This is a genomic window from Streptomyces nanhaiensis (assembly GCF_046614825.1).
GTDB lineage: Bacteria > Actinomycetota > Actinomycetes > Streptomycetales > Streptomycetaceae > Streptomyces > Streptomyces radiopugnans.
This window is the reverse complement of the sequence record NZ_JBKJFM010000008.1, coordinates 1-16163: the sequence shown is the minus strand read 5'-3', so window position 1 is coordinate 16163 and position 16163 is coordinate 1. Positions and strand designations below refer to the sequence as shown.

The 16163-nt window shown below is 72.7% G+C and carries 14 protein-coding genes and 1 pseudogene; 5 read left to right on the top strand and 10 right to left on the bottom strand.

From position 1 onward, the window contains the following. Positions 1 to 39: 39 nt before the first annotated feature. On the bottom strand, positions 40 to 960 hold the full coding sequence (mqnP, locus tag ACLIYP_RS04420) for a menaquinone biosynthesis prenyltransferase MqnP (RefSeq protein ID WP_412711821.1): 921 nt from the start codon (positions 958 to 960) through the stop codon (positions 40 to 42). Beyond that, positions 957 to 2408: a menaquinone biosynthesis decarboxylase gene (locus ACLIYP_RS04415; protein WP_412711820.1), complete on the bottom strand. Its 1452-nt coding sequence runs from the start codon at positions 2406 to 2408 to the stop codon at positions 957 to 959. Before ACLIYP_RS04415 ends, mqnP begins: the two co-directional genes overlap by 4 nt. Before the next feature lie 135 nt (positions 2409 to 2543). On the opposite strand from ACLIYP_RS04415, the gene ACLIYP_RS04410 reads away from it, so the two are divergent. Continuing rightward, positions 2544 to 3005 carry a PLD nuclease N-terminal domain-containing protein gene (locus ACLIYP_RS04410; RefSeq protein WP_412711819.1) on the top strand — a complete coding sequence of 154 codons (462 nt, stop codon included), beginning with the start codon at positions 2544 to 2546 and terminating at the stop codon, positions 3003 to 3005. Between the two features lie 62 nt (positions 3006 to 3067). Here the strand turns inward: ACLIYP_RS04410 and ccsB are convergent, their stop codons facing one another. The 6 genes from ccsB to hemL all read right to left on the bottom strand — a co-directional run bounded on the left by ccsB (position 3068) and on the right by hemL (position 9720). Beyond that, the gene (gene ccsB, locus ACLIYP_RS04405) at positions 3068 to 4177 is read right to left on the bottom strand and encodes a c-type cytochrome biogenesis protein CcsB (RefSeq protein WP_412711874.1); all 1110 of its coding nucleotides are present in this window, start codon (positions 4175 to 4177) and stop codon (positions 3068 to 3070) included. Positions 4178 to 4182: 5 nt separating this feature from the next. Beyond that, entirely contained in the window at positions 4183 to 6009 is a 1827-nt protein-coding gene (gene resB, locus ACLIYP_RS04400) for a cytochrome c biogenesis protein ResB (RefSeq protein ID WP_412711818.1), read from the bottom strand. 1 nt (position 6010) lies between these two features. After that, positions 6011 to 6775, bottom strand: a complete 765-nt coding sequence (locus ACLIYP_RS04395) for a cytochrome c biogenesis CcdA family protein (protein ID WP_412711817.1) — start codon at positions 6773 to 6775, stop codon at positions 6011 to 6013. A gap of 5 nt (positions 6776 to 6780) precedes the next feature. Next, positions 6781 to 7398: a TlpA family protein disulfide reductase gene (locus ACLIYP_RS04390; RefSeq protein ID WP_412711816.1), complete on the bottom strand. Its 618-nt coding sequence runs from the start codon at positions 7396 to 7398 to the stop codon at positions 6781 to 6783. A gap of 184 nt (positions 7399 to 7582) precedes the next feature. Next, a complete protein-coding gene (locus ACLIYP_RS04385; protein ID WP_412711873.1) occupies positions 7583 to 8242 on the bottom strand; it encodes a histidine phosphatase family protein in 660 nt (219 codons plus the stop codon). A gap of 146 nt (positions 8243 to 8388) precedes the next feature. Then, positions 8389 to 9720 (bottom strand): glutamate-1-semialdehyde 2,1-aminomutase, encoded by a 1332-nt coding sequence (hemL, locus tag ACLIYP_RS04380; protein WP_412711815.1) that lies wholly within the window; start codon positions 9718 to 9720, stop codon positions 8389 to 8391. 126 nt (positions 9721 to 9846) lie between these two features. Here hemL and ACLIYP_RS04375 point away from each other — a divergent pair, with 126 nt between their 5' ends. The 3 genes from ACLIYP_RS04375 (at position 9847) to ACLIYP_RS04365 (ending at position 11834) form a co-directional block, all read left to right on the top strand. Next, complete coding sequence (locus tag ACLIYP_RS04375; RefSeq protein WP_412711872.1) at positions 9847 to 10461, top strand: hypothetical protein; 615 nt, start codon at positions 9847 to 9849, stop codon at positions 10459 to 10461. Positions 10462 to 10495: 34 nt separating this feature from the next. Then, positions 10496 to 10831, top strand: coding sequence for a YnfA family protein (locus ACLIYP_RS04370; protein WP_412711814.1), 336 nt, complete (start codon positions 10496 to 10498; stop codon positions 10829 to 10831). Between the two features lie 223 nt (positions 10832 to 11054). After that, complete coding sequence (locus tag ACLIYP_RS04365) at positions 11055 to 11834, top strand: SDR family NAD(P)-dependent oxidoreductase (protein WP_412711813.1); 780 nt, start codon at positions 11055 to 11057, stop codon at positions 11832 to 11834. A gap of 103 nt (positions 11835 to 11937) precedes the next feature. Here the strand turns inward: ACLIYP_RS04365 and argS are convergent, their stop codons facing one another. Next, positions 11938 to 13722 carry an arginine--tRNA ligase gene (argS, locus tag ACLIYP_RS04360; protein WP_412711812.1) on the bottom strand — a complete coding sequence of 595 codons (1785 nt, stop codon included), beginning with the start codon at positions 13720 to 13722 and terminating at the stop codon, positions 11938 to 11940. Positions 13723 to 13968: 246 nt separating this feature from the next. Between argS and lysS the strand changes: the two genes are divergently transcribed. Continuing rightward, on the top strand, positions 13969 to 15717 hold the full coding sequence (gene lysS, locus ACLIYP_RS04355; RefSeq protein ID WP_412711811.1) for a lysine--tRNA ligase: 1749 nt from the start codon (positions 13969 to 13971) through the stop codon (positions 15715 to 15717). Between the two features lie 64 nt (positions 15718 to 15781). Here lysS and ACLIYP_RS04350 read toward each other — a convergent pair. After that, positions 15782 to 16163: pseudogene (locus tag ACLIYP_RS04350) on the bottom strand (hypothetical protein); the annotation flags it as partial.

The window sequence follows — 16163 nt, the reverse complement described above, 5'->3', positions numbered from 1 at the left end:
CCGCCGCCGCGACCGCCGCCGGGCCACCGCCGCCGCGCCTCACACCGTCAGGCCGCGCAGCGCCAGGTCGAGCAGGACGCAGCCGAACAGCGCCATCCCGATGAAGCCGTTGACGGTGAAGAACGCCCGGTTCAGCCGGGACAGGTCGCCGGGCCGCACGATGGAGTGCTCGTAGACGAACGCCGCCACCACGACCGCCAGCCCGGCCCAGTACGGCGCGCCGGCCCCGGTCAGCACCCCGTACCAGGCCAGCAGCGCCACGGTGACGGCGTGGGAGCCGCGGGCCCCGTACAGCGCGGCGGCTATGCCGAAGCGGGCGGGGACGGAGCGCACCCCGTGGGCCCGGTCGGCGGCCACGTCCTGGCAGCCGAAGATCAGGTCGAAGCCGCCGATCCACACGCCCACCGCCAGACCCAGGACCACCGCCTCCCACGACCAGGCGCCGGTGACCGCGATCCAGGCGCCCACGGGCCCCATGGCCTGCGCGAGCCCGAGTATGGCGTGCGGGAAGTCGGTGAACCGCTTCCCGTACGGGTAGACCACCATCGGCACCACGGCGACGGGCGCGAGCGCCAGGCACAGCGGGTTCAGCAGGGCGGCGGCCCCCAGGAAGACGGCGAGCGCGGCCAGCGCCCCGGCCCAGGCGCTGCGCACCGACAGCGCACCGGTGACCAGCTCGCGCCCCGCGGTGCGCGGGTTGCGGGCGTCGATCTCCCGGTCGATGATCCGGTTGGCGGCCATCGCGAAGGTCCGCAGCCCCACCATCGCGACGGTGACGAGGAGCAGCTCCCACCAGTGGACGGTGCCGTCGTCCAGGAACATCGCGGTGAGCGCGGCGATGTAGGCGAAGGGCAGCGCGAAGACCGAGTGCTCGATCATCACCAGCCGCAGGAACGCCCTGACCCTGCCGGCGGGCCGGGCGGGCTGGGGACCTGCGACGCCCTGGGTGAGGGAGCTCACAGCCCGTACTCCCGCCAGCGGCGGCTGACCTTCTCGGCCGTGCCCGGGTCGGACAGGACCATGTCCGGCCAGCCCCCGTCGCGCGTGTAGCCCTCCTCGGGCCACTTGGCGGTGGCGTCGATGCCCGCCTTGCCGCCCCAGAACTGCTGGTAGGAGGCGTGGTCGAGGTGGTCCACCGGCCCCTCGGTGAGGAGGAGGTCGCGGGCGTAGTCGGTGTTGCCCAGGGCGCGCCAGGCGACCTCGTGCAGATCGTGGACGTCGCAGTCGGAGTCCACCACGACGATCAGCTTGGTCAGCGACATCATGTGCGCGCCCCAGATGGCGGACATCACCTTCTGCGCGTGCTTGGGGTACTTCTTGTCGATCGAGATGATCGCGCAGTTGTGGAAGCCGCCCGCCTCGGGCAGGTGGTAGTCCACGATGTCCGGGACGATGATCTTCAGCAGCGGCAGGAAGAAGCGTTCCGTCGCCCGGCCCAGCGGCCCGTCCTCCGTCGGCGGGCGGCCCACGACGATGGACTGGAAGACCGGGCGTCTGCGCATCGTCACGCAGTCGATGGTCAGGGCCGGGAAGTCCTCCTGCGGCGTGTAGAAACCGGTGTGGTCGCCGAAGGGCCCCTCCGGAAGCATCCTGCCCGGCTCCAGCCAGCCCTCCAGCACCACCTCGGCGCGGGCGGGGACCTGGAGCGGCACGGTCTTGCAGTCCACCATCTCCACCCGCCTGCCCTGGAGGAAGCCGGCGAACAGGTACTCGTCGATGTCGCCCGGCAGCGGCGCGGTGGAGGCGTAGGTGACGGCGGGCGGGCAGCCGAAGGCGATGGCGACCGGCAGCCGCTCGCCGCGCCGTGCGGCCGTCTGGTAGTGGTTGCGGCTGTCCTTGTGGATCTGCCAGTGCATCCCGATGGTGCGGCGGTCGTGCCGCTGGAGGCGGTACAGGCCCAGGTTGCGGATGCCGGTCTCGGGGTCCCTGGTGTGGGTCAGGCCCAGGTTGAAGAAGGAGCCGCCGTCCTTCGGCCAGGTGAACAGCGCGGGCAGTCTCTCCAGGTCCACGTCGTCGCCGGTGAGGACCACCTCCTGGACCGGCGCGTCCTTGACCTTCCTCGGCGGTACGTGCGCCATCGCGCCCAGCTTGCCGAACGCCTCGCGCACCCCGACGAAGCCGTGCGGCAGCTCGGGCCGCAGCAGTCCGCCGATCTTCTCGCTGATGTCGTCGTAGGACGACAGGCCCAGCGACTTGAGCATGCGGCGGTCGGTGCCGAAGACGTTCATCGCCAGCGGCATGCCGGAGCCCTTGACGTTCTCGAACAGGAGCGCCGGGCCGCCGGACTTCTGGACCCGGTCGACGATCTCCCCGACCTCCAGATGGGGATCGACCTCGGCCTTGATCCGTACGAGGTCGCCGTCGCGCTCCAGGGCCCGCAGCAGCGAGCGGAGATCGTCGTATGCCATACGGGCCAGTATCCGACACCGATTACCCTGGGCGTGTCACGGGGCCTCCTCCGGCTCCGGCCCGGCACCCCGGACCACGGGCCCGCGCAGGGCCCGGCACCTGCCGCACTACACGCTTCCAGGGGGCGTTGCCCAATGCTCAGGCTTCTTCCGACCGTTCTGATCCTGGCGGTGTGGATCTACGCCTTCATCGACTGCCTGAACACCCCCGAGAACGAGACCCGCAAACTGCCGAAACTGGCCTGGGTCTTCATCATCCTGTTCTTCGGTTCGGTGCTGATCGGGCCCGTCGCCTGGTTCCTGGTCGGGCGGCCGCGCAGGAACGCGCCCTACGGCGCCACCCGTCCGGACGAGCGCCGCTGGGTCGCGCCGGACGACAACCCCGACTTCCTGAAGTCGATCAACGAGCGCGGGCGGCAGCGGCCCGAGGCGCCGGAGCCGGAGCGGGAGCCGGAGGAGCCGAGGCGGGAGCCCGGTGGGGAGCACGGCCGGAAGGACGGCCGGAAGGACGGACGGAAGGACGGACGGAAGAACGCCGGGGAGGCCGACAAGGAGAACGGCGGGCCGGAGGACACCACCCCGCCCGCCGCCTCCTGAGAGGGCCGCTCCCGCGTCGCGTCAACGGCGTCCCGCCGCGGTGCGGCGCCGCGGCGGGACGGTCACACCCCGCCGTAGGAGTGCAGGCCGTCGAAGAAGATGTTGACGCCGTAGTAGTTGAACAGGAAGCACAGGAAGGCGATCAGCGCCAGGTACGCCGCCCTGCGCCCCTTCCAGCCCGCCGTGGCACGGGCGTGCAGGTACGCCGCGTAGCCGACCCAGGTGATGAACGACCAGGTCTCCTTGGGGTCCCAGCCCCAGTAGCGGCCCCAGGCGTTCTCGGCCCAGATGGCGCCCGCGATGATGGTGAAGGTCCAGAACGGGAAGACGGCGGCGTTGATGCGGTAGGCGAAGCCGTCCAGCGACGCGGAGCTGGGCAGCCGCTCCAGCACGGAGGTGGCGATGGCGCCCGGCCTGCCGCCGGCCTCCAGCTTGGCCTCGTAGCGGTCCCGGAACAGGTACAGCAGCGTGGAGACCGCGCCGAGGTAGAACAGCGCGCCGCACACGATGGCCAGCGAGACGTGGATCCACATCCAGTACGAGTCGAGCGCCGGGACGAGCTGGTCGCTCTCGGTGTAGAAGACCACGATGGCCAGGCCCAGGTCGAGCAGCACGGTGGTGACCAGCGGCAGCCCGATCCAGCGGATGTCCTTCTTCGCCACCAGGAAGGCCAGGTAGGCGCCGACGGCGACCATCGAGAAGGCCGTCGAGAACTCGTACATGTTGCCCCAGGGGGCGCGCTGCACCGACAGGGCGCGGGTGAGCACCGCGCCGAAGTGCAGCAGGAAGGCCAGCACGGTGAGCGAGACGGCGATCCGGCCGTACAGGTCGCCCTGCTCGTCGCCGCCGGCCGCGCCCGGACCGTCGGGCACGCCGGTCCGGCGGCCCGGGGCGGAGCGGGTGACGACCTCGGGGCGCTCCAGCACCTCCGTGCCACCGGAGGTGCGCACGGTGACGGAGACCTTGCCGGCCTTGCCGGCCCCCTTCTCCCCGGCGCTCCCGGCGCCCCGGGCGGTCAGCGCGGCGGCCGTACGGGCCACCTTGCTGCGGCTGCCGAACACCCACTCCACGATGTGCGCGACGAAGGCCAGGGCGTACACGGCCATCGCCGACTTGATCAGCAGGTTGCTGAACTCGGCGAGGCTCTCGTTCGCTGCGACGGCGATGTCCACTGGGTTCACTGGTTCTCTCCTCGTGACGAGGGGCCGGCGTCCTCGGTGGCAGCCGGTACGTCTTCTGCGGTCCCCCCTGTGCTCCCCCCGGCGTCCTCTCCGGGAGCCGGGTCCTGCCCGTCCGGGGCCGCCTCACCCGGATCCGCCGCGGGCGGCGCGTCGTCCTGGAGGGCGAAGGCCAGGTCGCCCAGCTCCTCGGGGAGGCGTGCGGACTCGCTGCGGCCCAGCCCGGCCATCTCCACCACGGTGACACCGTCCGCGCCGCGCCGGGCGCGGACCCACACCCTGCGGCGCCGCACGAACAGCGAGCCGGCCAGGCCGAGCACGGCCGCGGTGGCCCCGGCCAGCGCCCAGCCCTCCCCGGGCTCCTGGGAGACCTGGAAGCTGGCCCACTGCTCGACGCGGTCGAACGTCAGCGTGCCCGCGCCGTCCGGCAGCTCCACCGACTCCCCGGGGCGCAGGTCGGCCCGGAACAGGTCGCCGTCCTCGGACTTGAACTGCTCCATCTTGTCGGTGTCGAGCTGGTAGACGTTCTGCGGGAGCCCGGCGTTGACGCCCAGGTCGCCGTGGAAGGCGTTGAGGGAGAGCACCGGGTAGTCCAGCTCGGGGAAGGTCGAGTGAGGGCCGCGTTCGGCGTCGATCCCGTAGGTGGGCGTGAAGATGCCCTGGAAGCCGAGCTGCTCCTTCTCGCCGTCCTTGTTCCGGTAGTCCTTGACCTTGATGACGCCCGTGGAGGTCAGGCCCAGGCTCTCCTGCGGCAGGAACGGCACCGGGCCCCGGTACGCCATCTTCCCCTGCCCGTCGGTGACCGTGACGACCGGCGCGTAGCCGTGGCCGACCAGGAAGACCTTGGATTCGCCGACCTTCAGCGGGTGGTTGACCTCGATGGAGGTCTTCTTCTCCGGCCCGTCGGCGCCCTCCCAGTACGAGACGTCGGCGCGGAAGGTGCGCGCGGTGCCGCGCTGCGGTCCGGTGCGCTCGAAGGAGGCGTGGAACTCCTCCAGGGTGAAGCCGAAGACGTCCAGGTCGTCGGTGTCGTACAGCGAGCCGGAGGTGAAGTCGTCGTAGTGGACGAGGGTGTTGGAGAACCCGTCGCCCTCCACGACGAGCTTGCCGCCCTCGGAGTTCCACAGCTGCCCCGCCGCGAAGGCGAGCAGCATCACGATCAGCGAGACGTGGAAGACGAGGTTCCCCGCCTCGCGCAGATAGCCCTTCTCGGCGGCGACCGATCCACCCGGACCGGAACCGTCCGGCCCGCCGGGCTCCTCGGTCAGGGACGTGCGGAAGCGGCGCCCGCGCAGCAGCGTCCGCGCCGCCCCGAGCACCCGCTCCGGCTCGGCGTCGGTGCGCCAGGTGGTGTGGGCGGGCATCCTGGTCAGCCGGCGCGGCGCGCGCGGCGGACGGGAGCGGAGCTGGCCGACGAACTGCCAGCTGCGCGGGACGATGCAGCCGATGAGCGAGACGAACAGCAGGATGTAGATCGCGGAGAACCACACCGAGCTGTAGACGTCGAAGAGCTGGAGCTTGTCGTAGACCTCCGCCAGCGTCCCGTTGCGCTCCTTGAAGTCCCTTACGGCGAAGGCGTCCGCGCCGTTCTGCGGGACCAGCGAGCCGGGCACGGCGGCGAGCGAGAGCAGGAAGAGCAGGATCAGCGCGACCCGCATCGAGGTGAGCTGCCGCCAGAACCAGCGGGCCCAGCCCACCGGCCCCAGGGCGGGGACGTCGGCCGCGGAGTCCTCGCGGGGGGCGGTGGAGATCCGGCCGCCCGCCTCCTGCTCCTCGGTGTCGGCCCGGGTGTTCTCGGGAGCGTTCCCGACATCGGCTGTGGGCATCTCAGATCCCTACGGTGAAGCTGTCGGTCCAGGTGCGCATCTCGGTCAGCAGCAGGTCCCACACCCCGGTGAGCATCAGGACCCCCAGCGCGATCAGCATCCCCCCGCCGATCCGCATGACCCACGCGTAGTGCCGCTTGACCGCGGCGAAGGCGCCGATCGCCCGCCGGAAGGCCACCGCCGCCAGTATCAGCGGCAGGCCCAGGCCCAGGCAGTAGGCGACCGTCAGCAGTGCTCCCCGCCCCGCGCTCGCCTCGTTGAGCGCCAGCGCGTTGACGGCGGTCAGCGTGGGCCCCAGGCACGGGGTCCAGCCGACGCCGAAGAGCACGCCGAGCACGGGGGCGCCCGTCAGGCCCACGGCCGGTCTGCGGTGGAAGCGGAACTCGCGCTGCCCGACCCCCTTCAGCAGGCCCGCGAAGAGCAGGCCCATCGCGATCAGGACCACGCCCAGGACGCGGCTGATCGTCTCCTGGTGCTCCAGGAGCGTCTGGCCGAAGTATCCGAAGAGGGCTCCGCCCGAGACGAAGACCGCCGTGAAGCCCGCGACGAACAGGGAGGCGCCGAGCGCCATCCGCCCCCGGCGCGCCTCGGCCAGGTCCGCGCCGCCGATCCCCGTCACGTAGGAGAGGTAGCCGGGGACGAGCGGCAGGACGCACGGGGAGAAGAACGACACCAGCCCGCCCAGCAGCGCGATGGGGATCGCCAGCAGCAGACCGCCCGACAGGACGGTCTCGTTGATCCCCGTGGCGGAGGCGAGGTGGAGCATCCGCCTCACTTCTCCTCGGCCAGGGGGTCGATGATGGAGCGGAGCTCCTCCTCACCGAGCGGCTTCAGGGCCCGGGCCGCGATCCTCCCCTCCCGGTCGAGGACGAGGGTGGAGGGAATGGCCTGCGGGTTGAGGCTGCCCTTGGGGAAGCGCAGCAGGAGCTTGCCCGAGGGGTCGTAGAGGCTGGGGTAGGGGACCTCGTACTCGTCCTCGAAGCGCTGGGCCGGCACCCGGTCGAGGTCCCGGGTGTTGATCCCGACGAACCGCACCCCCTGGTCCTCGGTCTCCTCGGCCACCTTCACCAGGTGCGGCATCTCGGCGCGGCAGGGCGGGCACCACGATCCCCAGACGTTGAGGACCACGACCTCGCCCCGGTAGTCGGCGACGTCCAGCCGCTTCCCGTCGACCGTCTCGCCGGAGAGTTCGGGGGCGGGCTCGCGGTCGGCGGGTTTCACCCTGGTGACCGCACCCGTCCCCTCCACGTAGTTCTTGCCGGAACCGCTGCTCTGCTGCTGACCGCCGTCCCCGCCGCAGCCCGACAGGAGCAGTGCGCAGGCCACCGCGGCGGTGGCGGCCGCCGACAGCCGGGAGCGGCCTGGGAAGCCGATGGCGCGAAGAAACATGTGAAAAGTTTCCCATGCGCCCCGCGCAGGCGTTCCCCCACCCCCGTCAAAAGGCCCCACCGGGCGATAACCCGACAACTCTCCCCGCACGGATGTGACTTGACTCACACGGAACGGGCGGCGGCGGCGACGGCCGCGGCCGTCGCCGCCGTGCGGCCTCCCGCCCCGCGGCGGCGCGAACCGCTCAGGCCCCGAACCCCGGGCCGCCGCCCCCCGCCCGCCCCCTGGCCGGCTTCGCCCCGGCCCTCAGGTGCGGCGGCACCAGATCGCGGGCGGGCTCGCTGTAGCCGACCGAGACGATCCGGTCCCCGACGAAGGTGAAGGTGGTCAGCGACGCCAGGGTGCACTGCCGCCTGCGCGGGTCGTGCCACAGCCGGCGGCGTTCGACGAAGCTGCGCACCGTCCAGATCGGCAGCTGGTGGCTGACGCACAGCGCCTCGTGGCCGCGGGCGGCGTCCCGGGCGGCCTCCAGCGCCGCCATCATCCGCACCACCTGGTCGATGTACGGCTCGCCCCACGACGGGCGGAAGGGGTTGCGCAGGTGCGGCCAGTTCGCGACCCGGCGCAGGGCTCCGTCCCCGACGCCGAAGGTCTTGCCCTGGAAGATGTTCTCCGCCTCGATCAGCCGCTCGTCACTGGCCACGTCCAGGCCGTGGGCCTTGGCGATCGGGGAGGCGGTCTCCTGGGCGCGCTCCAGCGGGGAGGCGACGACATGGGCGATGTCGCGCCCGGCCAGGTGCTCGGCGACCCGCTCCGCCATGCGGCGGCCCAGGTCGGAGAGGTGGTAGCCGGGCAGGCGCCCGTAGAGGATCCCCTGGGGGTTCTCCACCTCGCCGTGCCGCATCAGGTGGACGACGGTGCGCTTCCCGCCGCCGTGCTGCTCGCGCTCCCCCGCCGTCTCGCCGGTGACCGCCACGTCCGCCGGGTCCGTCATCCCCGCGGGGTCCGCGGACTCCGCGGGGTTCGGGGCGCCCGCCCTCGGCTCGTCCGTCATGCCCCCTCCTCCCCGGCGGTGGCCCGCGCGGCGGCGCGTGCGGCCGCCGGCAGGGCGGCGGCGATCCGCTCGACGGCCCGGTCGTCGTGGGCGGTGGAGACGAACCAGGACTCGAAGGCCGAGGGCGGCAGGTAGACGCCCCGGGCCAGCATCTCGTGGAAGAAGGCGGTGAAGCGGAACGACTCCTGGCGCCTGGCCGCGTCGTAGTCCGCCACGTCCTCGTCGGTGAAGAAGACCGAGAACATGTTGCCCGCGCTCTGCAGCCGGTGCGCCACGCCCTCCTTGGCCAGCGCCTCGGTGACCAGCGCGCGGATCTCGGCGGAGACGGCGTCCAGCCGCTCGTACGCCGCGTCGTCCAGCAGGCGGAGCTGGGCGAGGCCGGCGGCGGTGGCGACCGGGTTCCCGGAGAGGGTGCCGGCCTGGTAGACGGGACCGGCGGGGGCGAGGTGCGCCATCACGTCGGCCCGGCCGCCGAAGGCCGCGGCCGGGAAGCCGCCGCCCATCACCTTGCCGAAGGTCATCAGGTCCGGCACGACGCCGTCCAGGCCGTACCAGCCGGCCCTGGAGACGCGGAAGCCCGTCATCACCTCGTCCGAGACGTACAGCGCCCCGTTCTCCTCGCACAGGCGCTTGAGCCCGGCGTTGAAGCCGTCGCGCGGCGGCACGACGCCCATGTTGCCCGGCGACGCCTCGGTGATCACGCACGCGATCTCGCCGGGGTGCGCGGCGAAGGCGGCGGCGACCGAGTCCAGATCGTTGTACGGCAGCACCAGCGTGTCCCCGGCCTGCGCGCCCGTCACACCGGGGGTGTCGGGCAGGGCGAAGGTGGCCACGCCCGAGCCGGCGGCGGCCAGCAGGGCGTCGACGTGCCCGTGGTAGCAGCCGGCGAACTTGACCACCTTGGCCCGCCCGGTGAAGCCGCGCGCCAGGCGGATCGCGGACATCGTGGCCTCGGTGCCGGAGGAGACCAGCCGTACCTGGTCGACGGGGGCGACGCGGGCGACGATCTCCTCGGCCAGTTCGACCTCGCCCTCGCCCGGCGTGCCGAAGGACGTGCCGCGCGCGACCGCCGCGCGCACCGCCTCCACCACGGCGGGGTGGGCGTGCCCGAGGACCATCGGGCCCCAGGAGCACACGAGGTCCACGTACTCACGGCCGTCGGCGTCGGTGAGGTACGGACCGGTACCGGACACCATGAAGCGGGGCGTACCGCCCACGGCGCGGAAGGCGCGCACCGGAGAATTCACGCCTCCGGGCGTCACGACGGCGGCACGGTCGTACAGCGACTGCGATACTGGGGCATCGTACGGATAGCTCACGCAAGCCATGGTCTCAGAGCCTCGCGCACATGTGCGGCCGGGCGTTTCGCAGCCCGCCAGAGGGGGAGGTCTCTGGAAGTCTCTGAGACGATGATCTGGTTGCGCGGCGGGGGCCGCAAGTGGTCGGGTGGTGACATGCAGCGCGGTGGCGGACTGGGCGAGGGCACGGGGGACCTGGGCCGGGGGCCCAGGCGGGCGCGGGGCCGCCACCGGCGGGACCGCGACGCGAGGGCGGTCAGCGAGACCGCCGAGGCCGGGACCGCCGGGGCCGCCGGGGCCGAGAGCACGGAGACGAGGAGCAGCAAGGGTGGCCGGGTGGGGGTGACCTACAAGTACTTCGGCGCGCCGGACGGCGCCACAGCCGCCCGGGTGCCCATCACGATGCGCCCGGACGAGCTCGGCGGGGACGAACTGGGTCACGGGATGTTCACCAGCATCAAGCCGGAGACGATGGCCGCCATGGTCCTCACCGGCATCGAGGGCGTCCCCCTGCACAAGGTGCCGCCGCTGGAACTGGTCGTGCTCCACTCCGACTACGCGGTGGTCAGGCTCCCCATGACGGTCGTCGACCCGCTGCGCGGCATCGGTGAGGAGTCGGTGGGCGCCGCCGCCTTCATCTGGTCCACCGTCCCCGACCGGGGCGGCCCGCGCGACGCCTTCGACGTCTACCGGCTGCTGCACGAGTGGCAGGACTTCTCCCACCGGCTCCACGAGGCCGGCCACCAGCCGTACTGCCTGGTCTGGCCCTGACGGGCCGGTACCGGTACCGGCCCCCGCGCAGCCCGTGTCCGTCGCACGCTCCGTCCTGCTGTTCGCCCTCGCCGCCCTTCTGGAGATCGGCGGCGCCTGGCTGGTGTGGCAGGGGGTGCGCGAGCACCGCGGCTGGGCCTGGATCGGCGCCGGTGTGGTCGCGCTGGGCGCCTACGGCTTCGTCGCCGCCTTCCAGCCGGACGCGAACTTCGGCCGTGTGCTGGCGGCGTACGGCGGGGTCTTCGTCGCGGGCTCCCTGACCTGGGGCATGGTCGTGGACGGTTTCCGGCCGGACCGCTGGGACGTCGCGGGGGCGCTGGTCTGCCTGGCCGGGGTCGCGCTGATCATGTACGCGCCGCGGGGTGGTTGAACCGGCCGGGGTCCGGGGGAAGCCCCCGGGACGGCACAGCATGTACGCGCCGCGGGGTGGTTGAACCGGCCGCCCGTCCTGCGGGGCGACCCGGGCGGAAGCGCCCGCCGCGGCACCCGCCACCATGTTCGTCTGCGTTCGTCTGCATTCGTCTGCATTCGTCCGCACCTGACACCACCATGTCCGCCCAGCACCGTGTCCACCACCCTGCGAGGAGCCCTTCATGACCCTGCCCGCCGAGCAGCAGCCCACCGCCGTCGTCACCGGCGCGAGCAGCGGCATCGGTGCCGCCACCGCGCGCCGGCTGGCCGCCGCCGGCTACCGCGCCGTGCTCACCGCCCGCCGCGCCGACCGCGTGGAGGAGCTCGCCGCCGAGCTGAACGGCGGTGGCCACCGGGCCGAGGCGCACCCCCTGGACGTCACCGACCGCGCCGCCGTGGACGCCTTCGCCTCCCGGCTCGGCCCCCTCGCCCCCGGCAGCGTGCTGGTCAACAACGCCGGCGGCGCCCTGGGGCTGGACCCGGTGGCCACCGCCGACCCCGCCGACTGGCGGTCGATGTACGAGGTCAACGTGCTGGGCACGCTGCACATGACACAGGCCCTGCTCCCGGCCCTGACCGCCTCCGGTGAGGGCACCGTTCTCGTGCTCTCCTCCACCGCGGGCCACGGCACCTACGAGGGCGGCGCCGGATACGTCGCCTCCAAGCACGGCGCCCACGTCCTGGCCGAGACCCTCCGCCTGGAGCTGTGCGGGCAGCCGGTGCGCGTCATCGAGATCGCGCCCGGCATGGTGCGCACCGAGGAGTTCTCCCTCACCCGCTTCCGCGGCGACGCCGACAGGGCGGCGAAGGTCTACGAGGGCGTCGCCGAGCCGCTGACCGCCGAGGACGTGGCCGACACCGTCGTCTGGGCCGTCACCCGCCCCCCGCACGTCAACGTCGACCTGCTGGTCCTCCGCCCCCGCGCCCAGGCGTCCAACACCAAGGTGCACCGCGAGCGCTGAGCGGCGCACACCGCACACCACACGTCCGCACGTCCGCGCGACGCGCACGGGCGCCCGCCCCGCTTCCGCGGGACGGGCGCCCGGCCGTTCCGGTCCGTACGGCTCAGAGCCGCTCGGGGGTGCGGATGCCCAGCAGCGCCATGCCCTGCCGCAGGGTGCGGGCCGTCAGGTCGCACAGGAAGAGCCTGTTCTCCCTGACCGCCTCCGACTCGGCCCGGATCACCGGGCACTGGTCGTAGAACGTGGTGTAGAGCGAGGCGAGCTGGTACAGGTACGCGGCCAGCTTGTGCGGCTCGTACGTCTCGGCCACGCCCGCCAGTGTCTCGGCGAACTCGTCCAGGTGCAGACCCAGCGCCCGCTCGGCCGGGGCCAGCCCCACCTGCGGGTGCGCGGCGGGCTTCGCGTCGCCCGCCTTGCGCAGGATCGACTGGATCCGGGCGTAGGCGTACTGCAGGTAGACGCTGGTGTCGCCGTTGAGGGAGACCATCCGGTCCAGGTCGAAGACGTAGTCGCGCGACATGGACGTCGACAGGTCGGCGTACTTCACCGCGCCGATGCCCACCTGGGCGCCGCGCTCGGCGATCTCCTCCTCCGTCAGCTCCAGACCGCCCTGCTCCGCCTTCTCCCGCACCACGGCCGTGGCCCGCTCGACGGCCTCGTCCAGCAGGTCCACCAGCCGGACCGTCTCGCCCTCACGGGTCTTGAACGGCTTGCCGTCCTTGCCCAGCACCGTGCCGAAGGCGAGCTGCCGCGCGGCGCCCTCGGGCAGCCAGCCGGCCCGGCGCGCGGTCTCGAAGACCATCTTGAAGTGCAGCGCCTGCCGGGCGTCCACCACGTACAGCAGGGTGTCGGCGCCCAGCTTTCCGACCCGGTCGCGGATGGCGGCCAGGTCGGTGGCGGCGTAGCCGAAGCCGCCGTTGGACTTCTGCACGATCAGCGGGACGGGCTTGCCGTCGGGGCCCTTGACGTCGTCGAAGAACACGCACAGCGCGCCCTCGGACCGGACCGCGACGCCGCTGTCCTCCAGCTCCTTCACGACCTGCTGGAGATCGTCGTTGTAGGCGCTCTCGCCGACCACGTCCTCGTCGCGGACCTCCACGTCGAGCTGGTCGTAGACCGCGTGGAAGTAGATCATCGACTCGCCGACGATCCTCCGCCACATCTCCAGCGTCGTCCCGTCGCCGCTCTGCAGGAGCACCACCCGGTCGCGGGCGCGCGCCTTGAACTCCTCGTCGGAGTCGAACAGCGCCCGGGAAGCCTTGTAGAGCCGGTTCAGCCGGGACATCGCGGCCTCGCCGGACGCGCCGGAGCCGCCGGCCTCCTCGCCGGAGGCGTGGTCCAGCTCGTGCGGGTGCTCGACCAGGTACTGGATGAGCATGCCGAACTGCGTGCCCCAGTCCCCGATGTGGTGCCGCCGGACCACCTTCTCGCCCCGGTGCTCCAGGATCTGCACGATCGCGTCGCCGATCACCGTCGAGCGCAGGTGCCCGACGTGCATCTCCTTGGCCACGTTGGGCTGCGAGTAGTCGATGACCGTCGTGCCCGGCCGCTCCGCGTACGGCACGCCCAGCCGCTCGTCGGCCGCCCGCGCCGCCAGCGTCCGCACGATCGCGGCGTCGGAGACGGTGATGTTGAGGAAGCCGGGCCCGGAGACCTCGATGCCGGCGATCTCGTCCGTCTCCGGCATCGCGGCGACGACCCTGCCCGCCAGCTCCCGCGGGTTGCCCTTGAGCCTCTTGGCCAGCGCCAGCATCCCGTTGGCCTGGAAGTCCGCCCGGTCGCTGCGTCGCAGCAGCGGTTCCGCGGAGGCGACCTCCGGCAGGGCTGCCGAGAGGGCGTCCGCGACGCGCTGGTGGACGGTTGCGGCAAGGGAGGGGACCGAGGCCATGAAGGAGTGCCGTTCCTCTGAGTGGGGTTTACCGGATCGGTCCAGTATCCCACGCGGCCCACCGCCGGGGCGCGCGCGTTTATCACGGGCGCGCGGCCGGCACCGCGTCTGAAACAATGGGACCACCGCCCCCGTGGACCGCCGTCCCGGGCACGGAAGCCGGCCACCGGCGCGCGAAGCAGCGCGGGGAACGGCCGAGGACGAGCAGGAACAATCGAGAACAGCCAGGAAAGGGACGTGCCGACCGTGGCTCAGAGCACAGAGGCCGACTGGGTCTCCCGCATCGCGGACGAGGTCATCGCCGAGGCGGAGCGCCGCGCCCCCGGCAAACCGGTCGTCTGCGCCTCGGGCCTCAGCCCCTCCGGCCCCATCCACCTGGGCAACCTCCGCGAGGTGATGGTGCCGCACCTCGTCGCCGACGAGATCAAGCGGCGCGGCGTGCCCTGCGAGCACATCCTGTCCTGGGACGACTACGACCGCTTCCGCAAGGTCCCGGCGGGCATCGAGGGCGTCGACACCTCGTGGTCCGAGCACATCGGCAAGCCGCTCACCCTGGTGCCCGCGCCCCCCGGCAGCGAGCACTCCAGCTGGGCCGAGCACTTCAGGGCCGCCATGGTGCGGGCGCTGGACGAGCTGGGCGTGGAGGTGCGCGGCATCAGCCAGACGGAGATGTACACCTCCGGCGCGTACGGCGAGCAGATCCTCTTCGCCATGCGCGAGCGCGGCCGCATCGACGCCGTCCTGGACCGCTACCGCACCAAGGTCGCGCCCGAGAGCGCGGCCAAGGCCGCGAAGAAGCAGGGCAGGCCGAAGGACGCCGAGATGTCCGCGGCGGAGATCGAGGCCGCCGAGGGCTCGGGCGCCGCGGGCGAGGACGACGGCAGCACGGGCGACGCCGGGTACTTCCCGTACAAGCCGTACTGCTCCGTCTGCGACCGCGACCTGACGACGATCACCGCGTACGACGACGAGAGCACGCGGATGACGTACGTGTGCCGGTGCGGCAACGAGGAGACGGTGCTGCTGTCGGAGCACCGCCGCGGCAAGCTGGTCTGGAAGGTCGACTGGCCGATGCGCTGGGCGTACGAGGGCGTGGTCTTCGAGCCCTCCGGCGTGGACCACCAGTCCCCCGGTTCCTCCTACGTCGTCGGCGGGCAGCTGGTGCGGGAGGTCTTCGGCGGCGAGCAGCCGATCGGCCCGATGTACGCCTTCGTCGGCATCAGCGGCATGGCGAAGATGTCCAGCTCCAAGGGCGGGGTGCCCACCCCGCTCGACGCGCTGGAGATCATGGAGGCGCCGCTGCTGCGCTGGCTGTACGCCCGCCGCCGCCCGAACCAGTCCTTCAAGATCGCCTTCGACCAGGAGATCCAGCGGCTCTACGACGAGTGGGACGCCCTGGAGCGCAAGGTCGCCGAGGGCACCGCGCAGCCCGCGGACGCCGCCGCGTACCGCCGCGCCACCACCACGGCCGCCGGCGAACTGCCCCGCACCCCGCACCCGCTGCCGTACCGCACGCTGGCGTCGGTGGCGGACATCACCACCGGGGACGAGGCGCAGACGCTGCGCATCCTGAGCGAGCTGGACCCGGACAACCCGGTCCGCTCCCTGGACGAGACGCGTCCGCGCCTGGACTGCGCGCAGCGCTGGATCAGCACCCACGTACCGGCCGAGCAGCGCACCCGGGTGCGCGAGGAGCCCGACACCGAGCTGCTGGCCTCGCTGGACGACGACGCGCGCGAGTCGCTGCGGCTGCTGCTGGACGGCCTGGACGACCACTGGTCGCTGGACGGGCTGACCACGCTGGTCTACGGCGTGCCCAAGGTCCGGGCGGGCCTGTCGCCGGAGGCCAGGCCGACACCGGAGCTGAAGGTGGCCCAGCGCGCCTTCTTCGCGCTGCTGTACAGGCTGCTGGTGGGCCGCGACACCGGCCCGCGGCTGCCCACGCTGCTGCTGGCCGTCGGCGCGGACCGGGTACGCAAGCTGCTGGGCGCGTAACCCGCCGGCCCGCGCCGTACGCGCCGGGCGGCAACGGAAGGACGCGGACGGGCCTGGTGGGCGGTCAGCCCCCCAGGCCCATCTCGTCGTTGTACCGCTCCCGGAACTCCCGCAGGTACGGGCGGAGGTGACCCTCGCTCAGCAGGCTGCCGTCGGCGTCGGTGACGTTGTGGTGCTCGTGGAGGGCGCGGGCCAGCTCCCGGGCGTTGGGGCGCCGGCCGTGCTCGGCCATGAACTCCCGGAACGCGTGGTAGTACACCTCCGTGTACTGGGTGCCGCTGGGCATGCCGGTCGGCCTGGTGGCGTCCGGCTCCGGCACCGCCTCCCGGCGCGGCGCGGGCACGGGGGCGGGCGCGGTCCGGACGTCGGCGCCGGGGCCGGGGCGGCCCATCGGGCGCCGGCGGCCCCCCTCGTTGACCGGCACCGTCACCCCGTTCCGGGCCGCC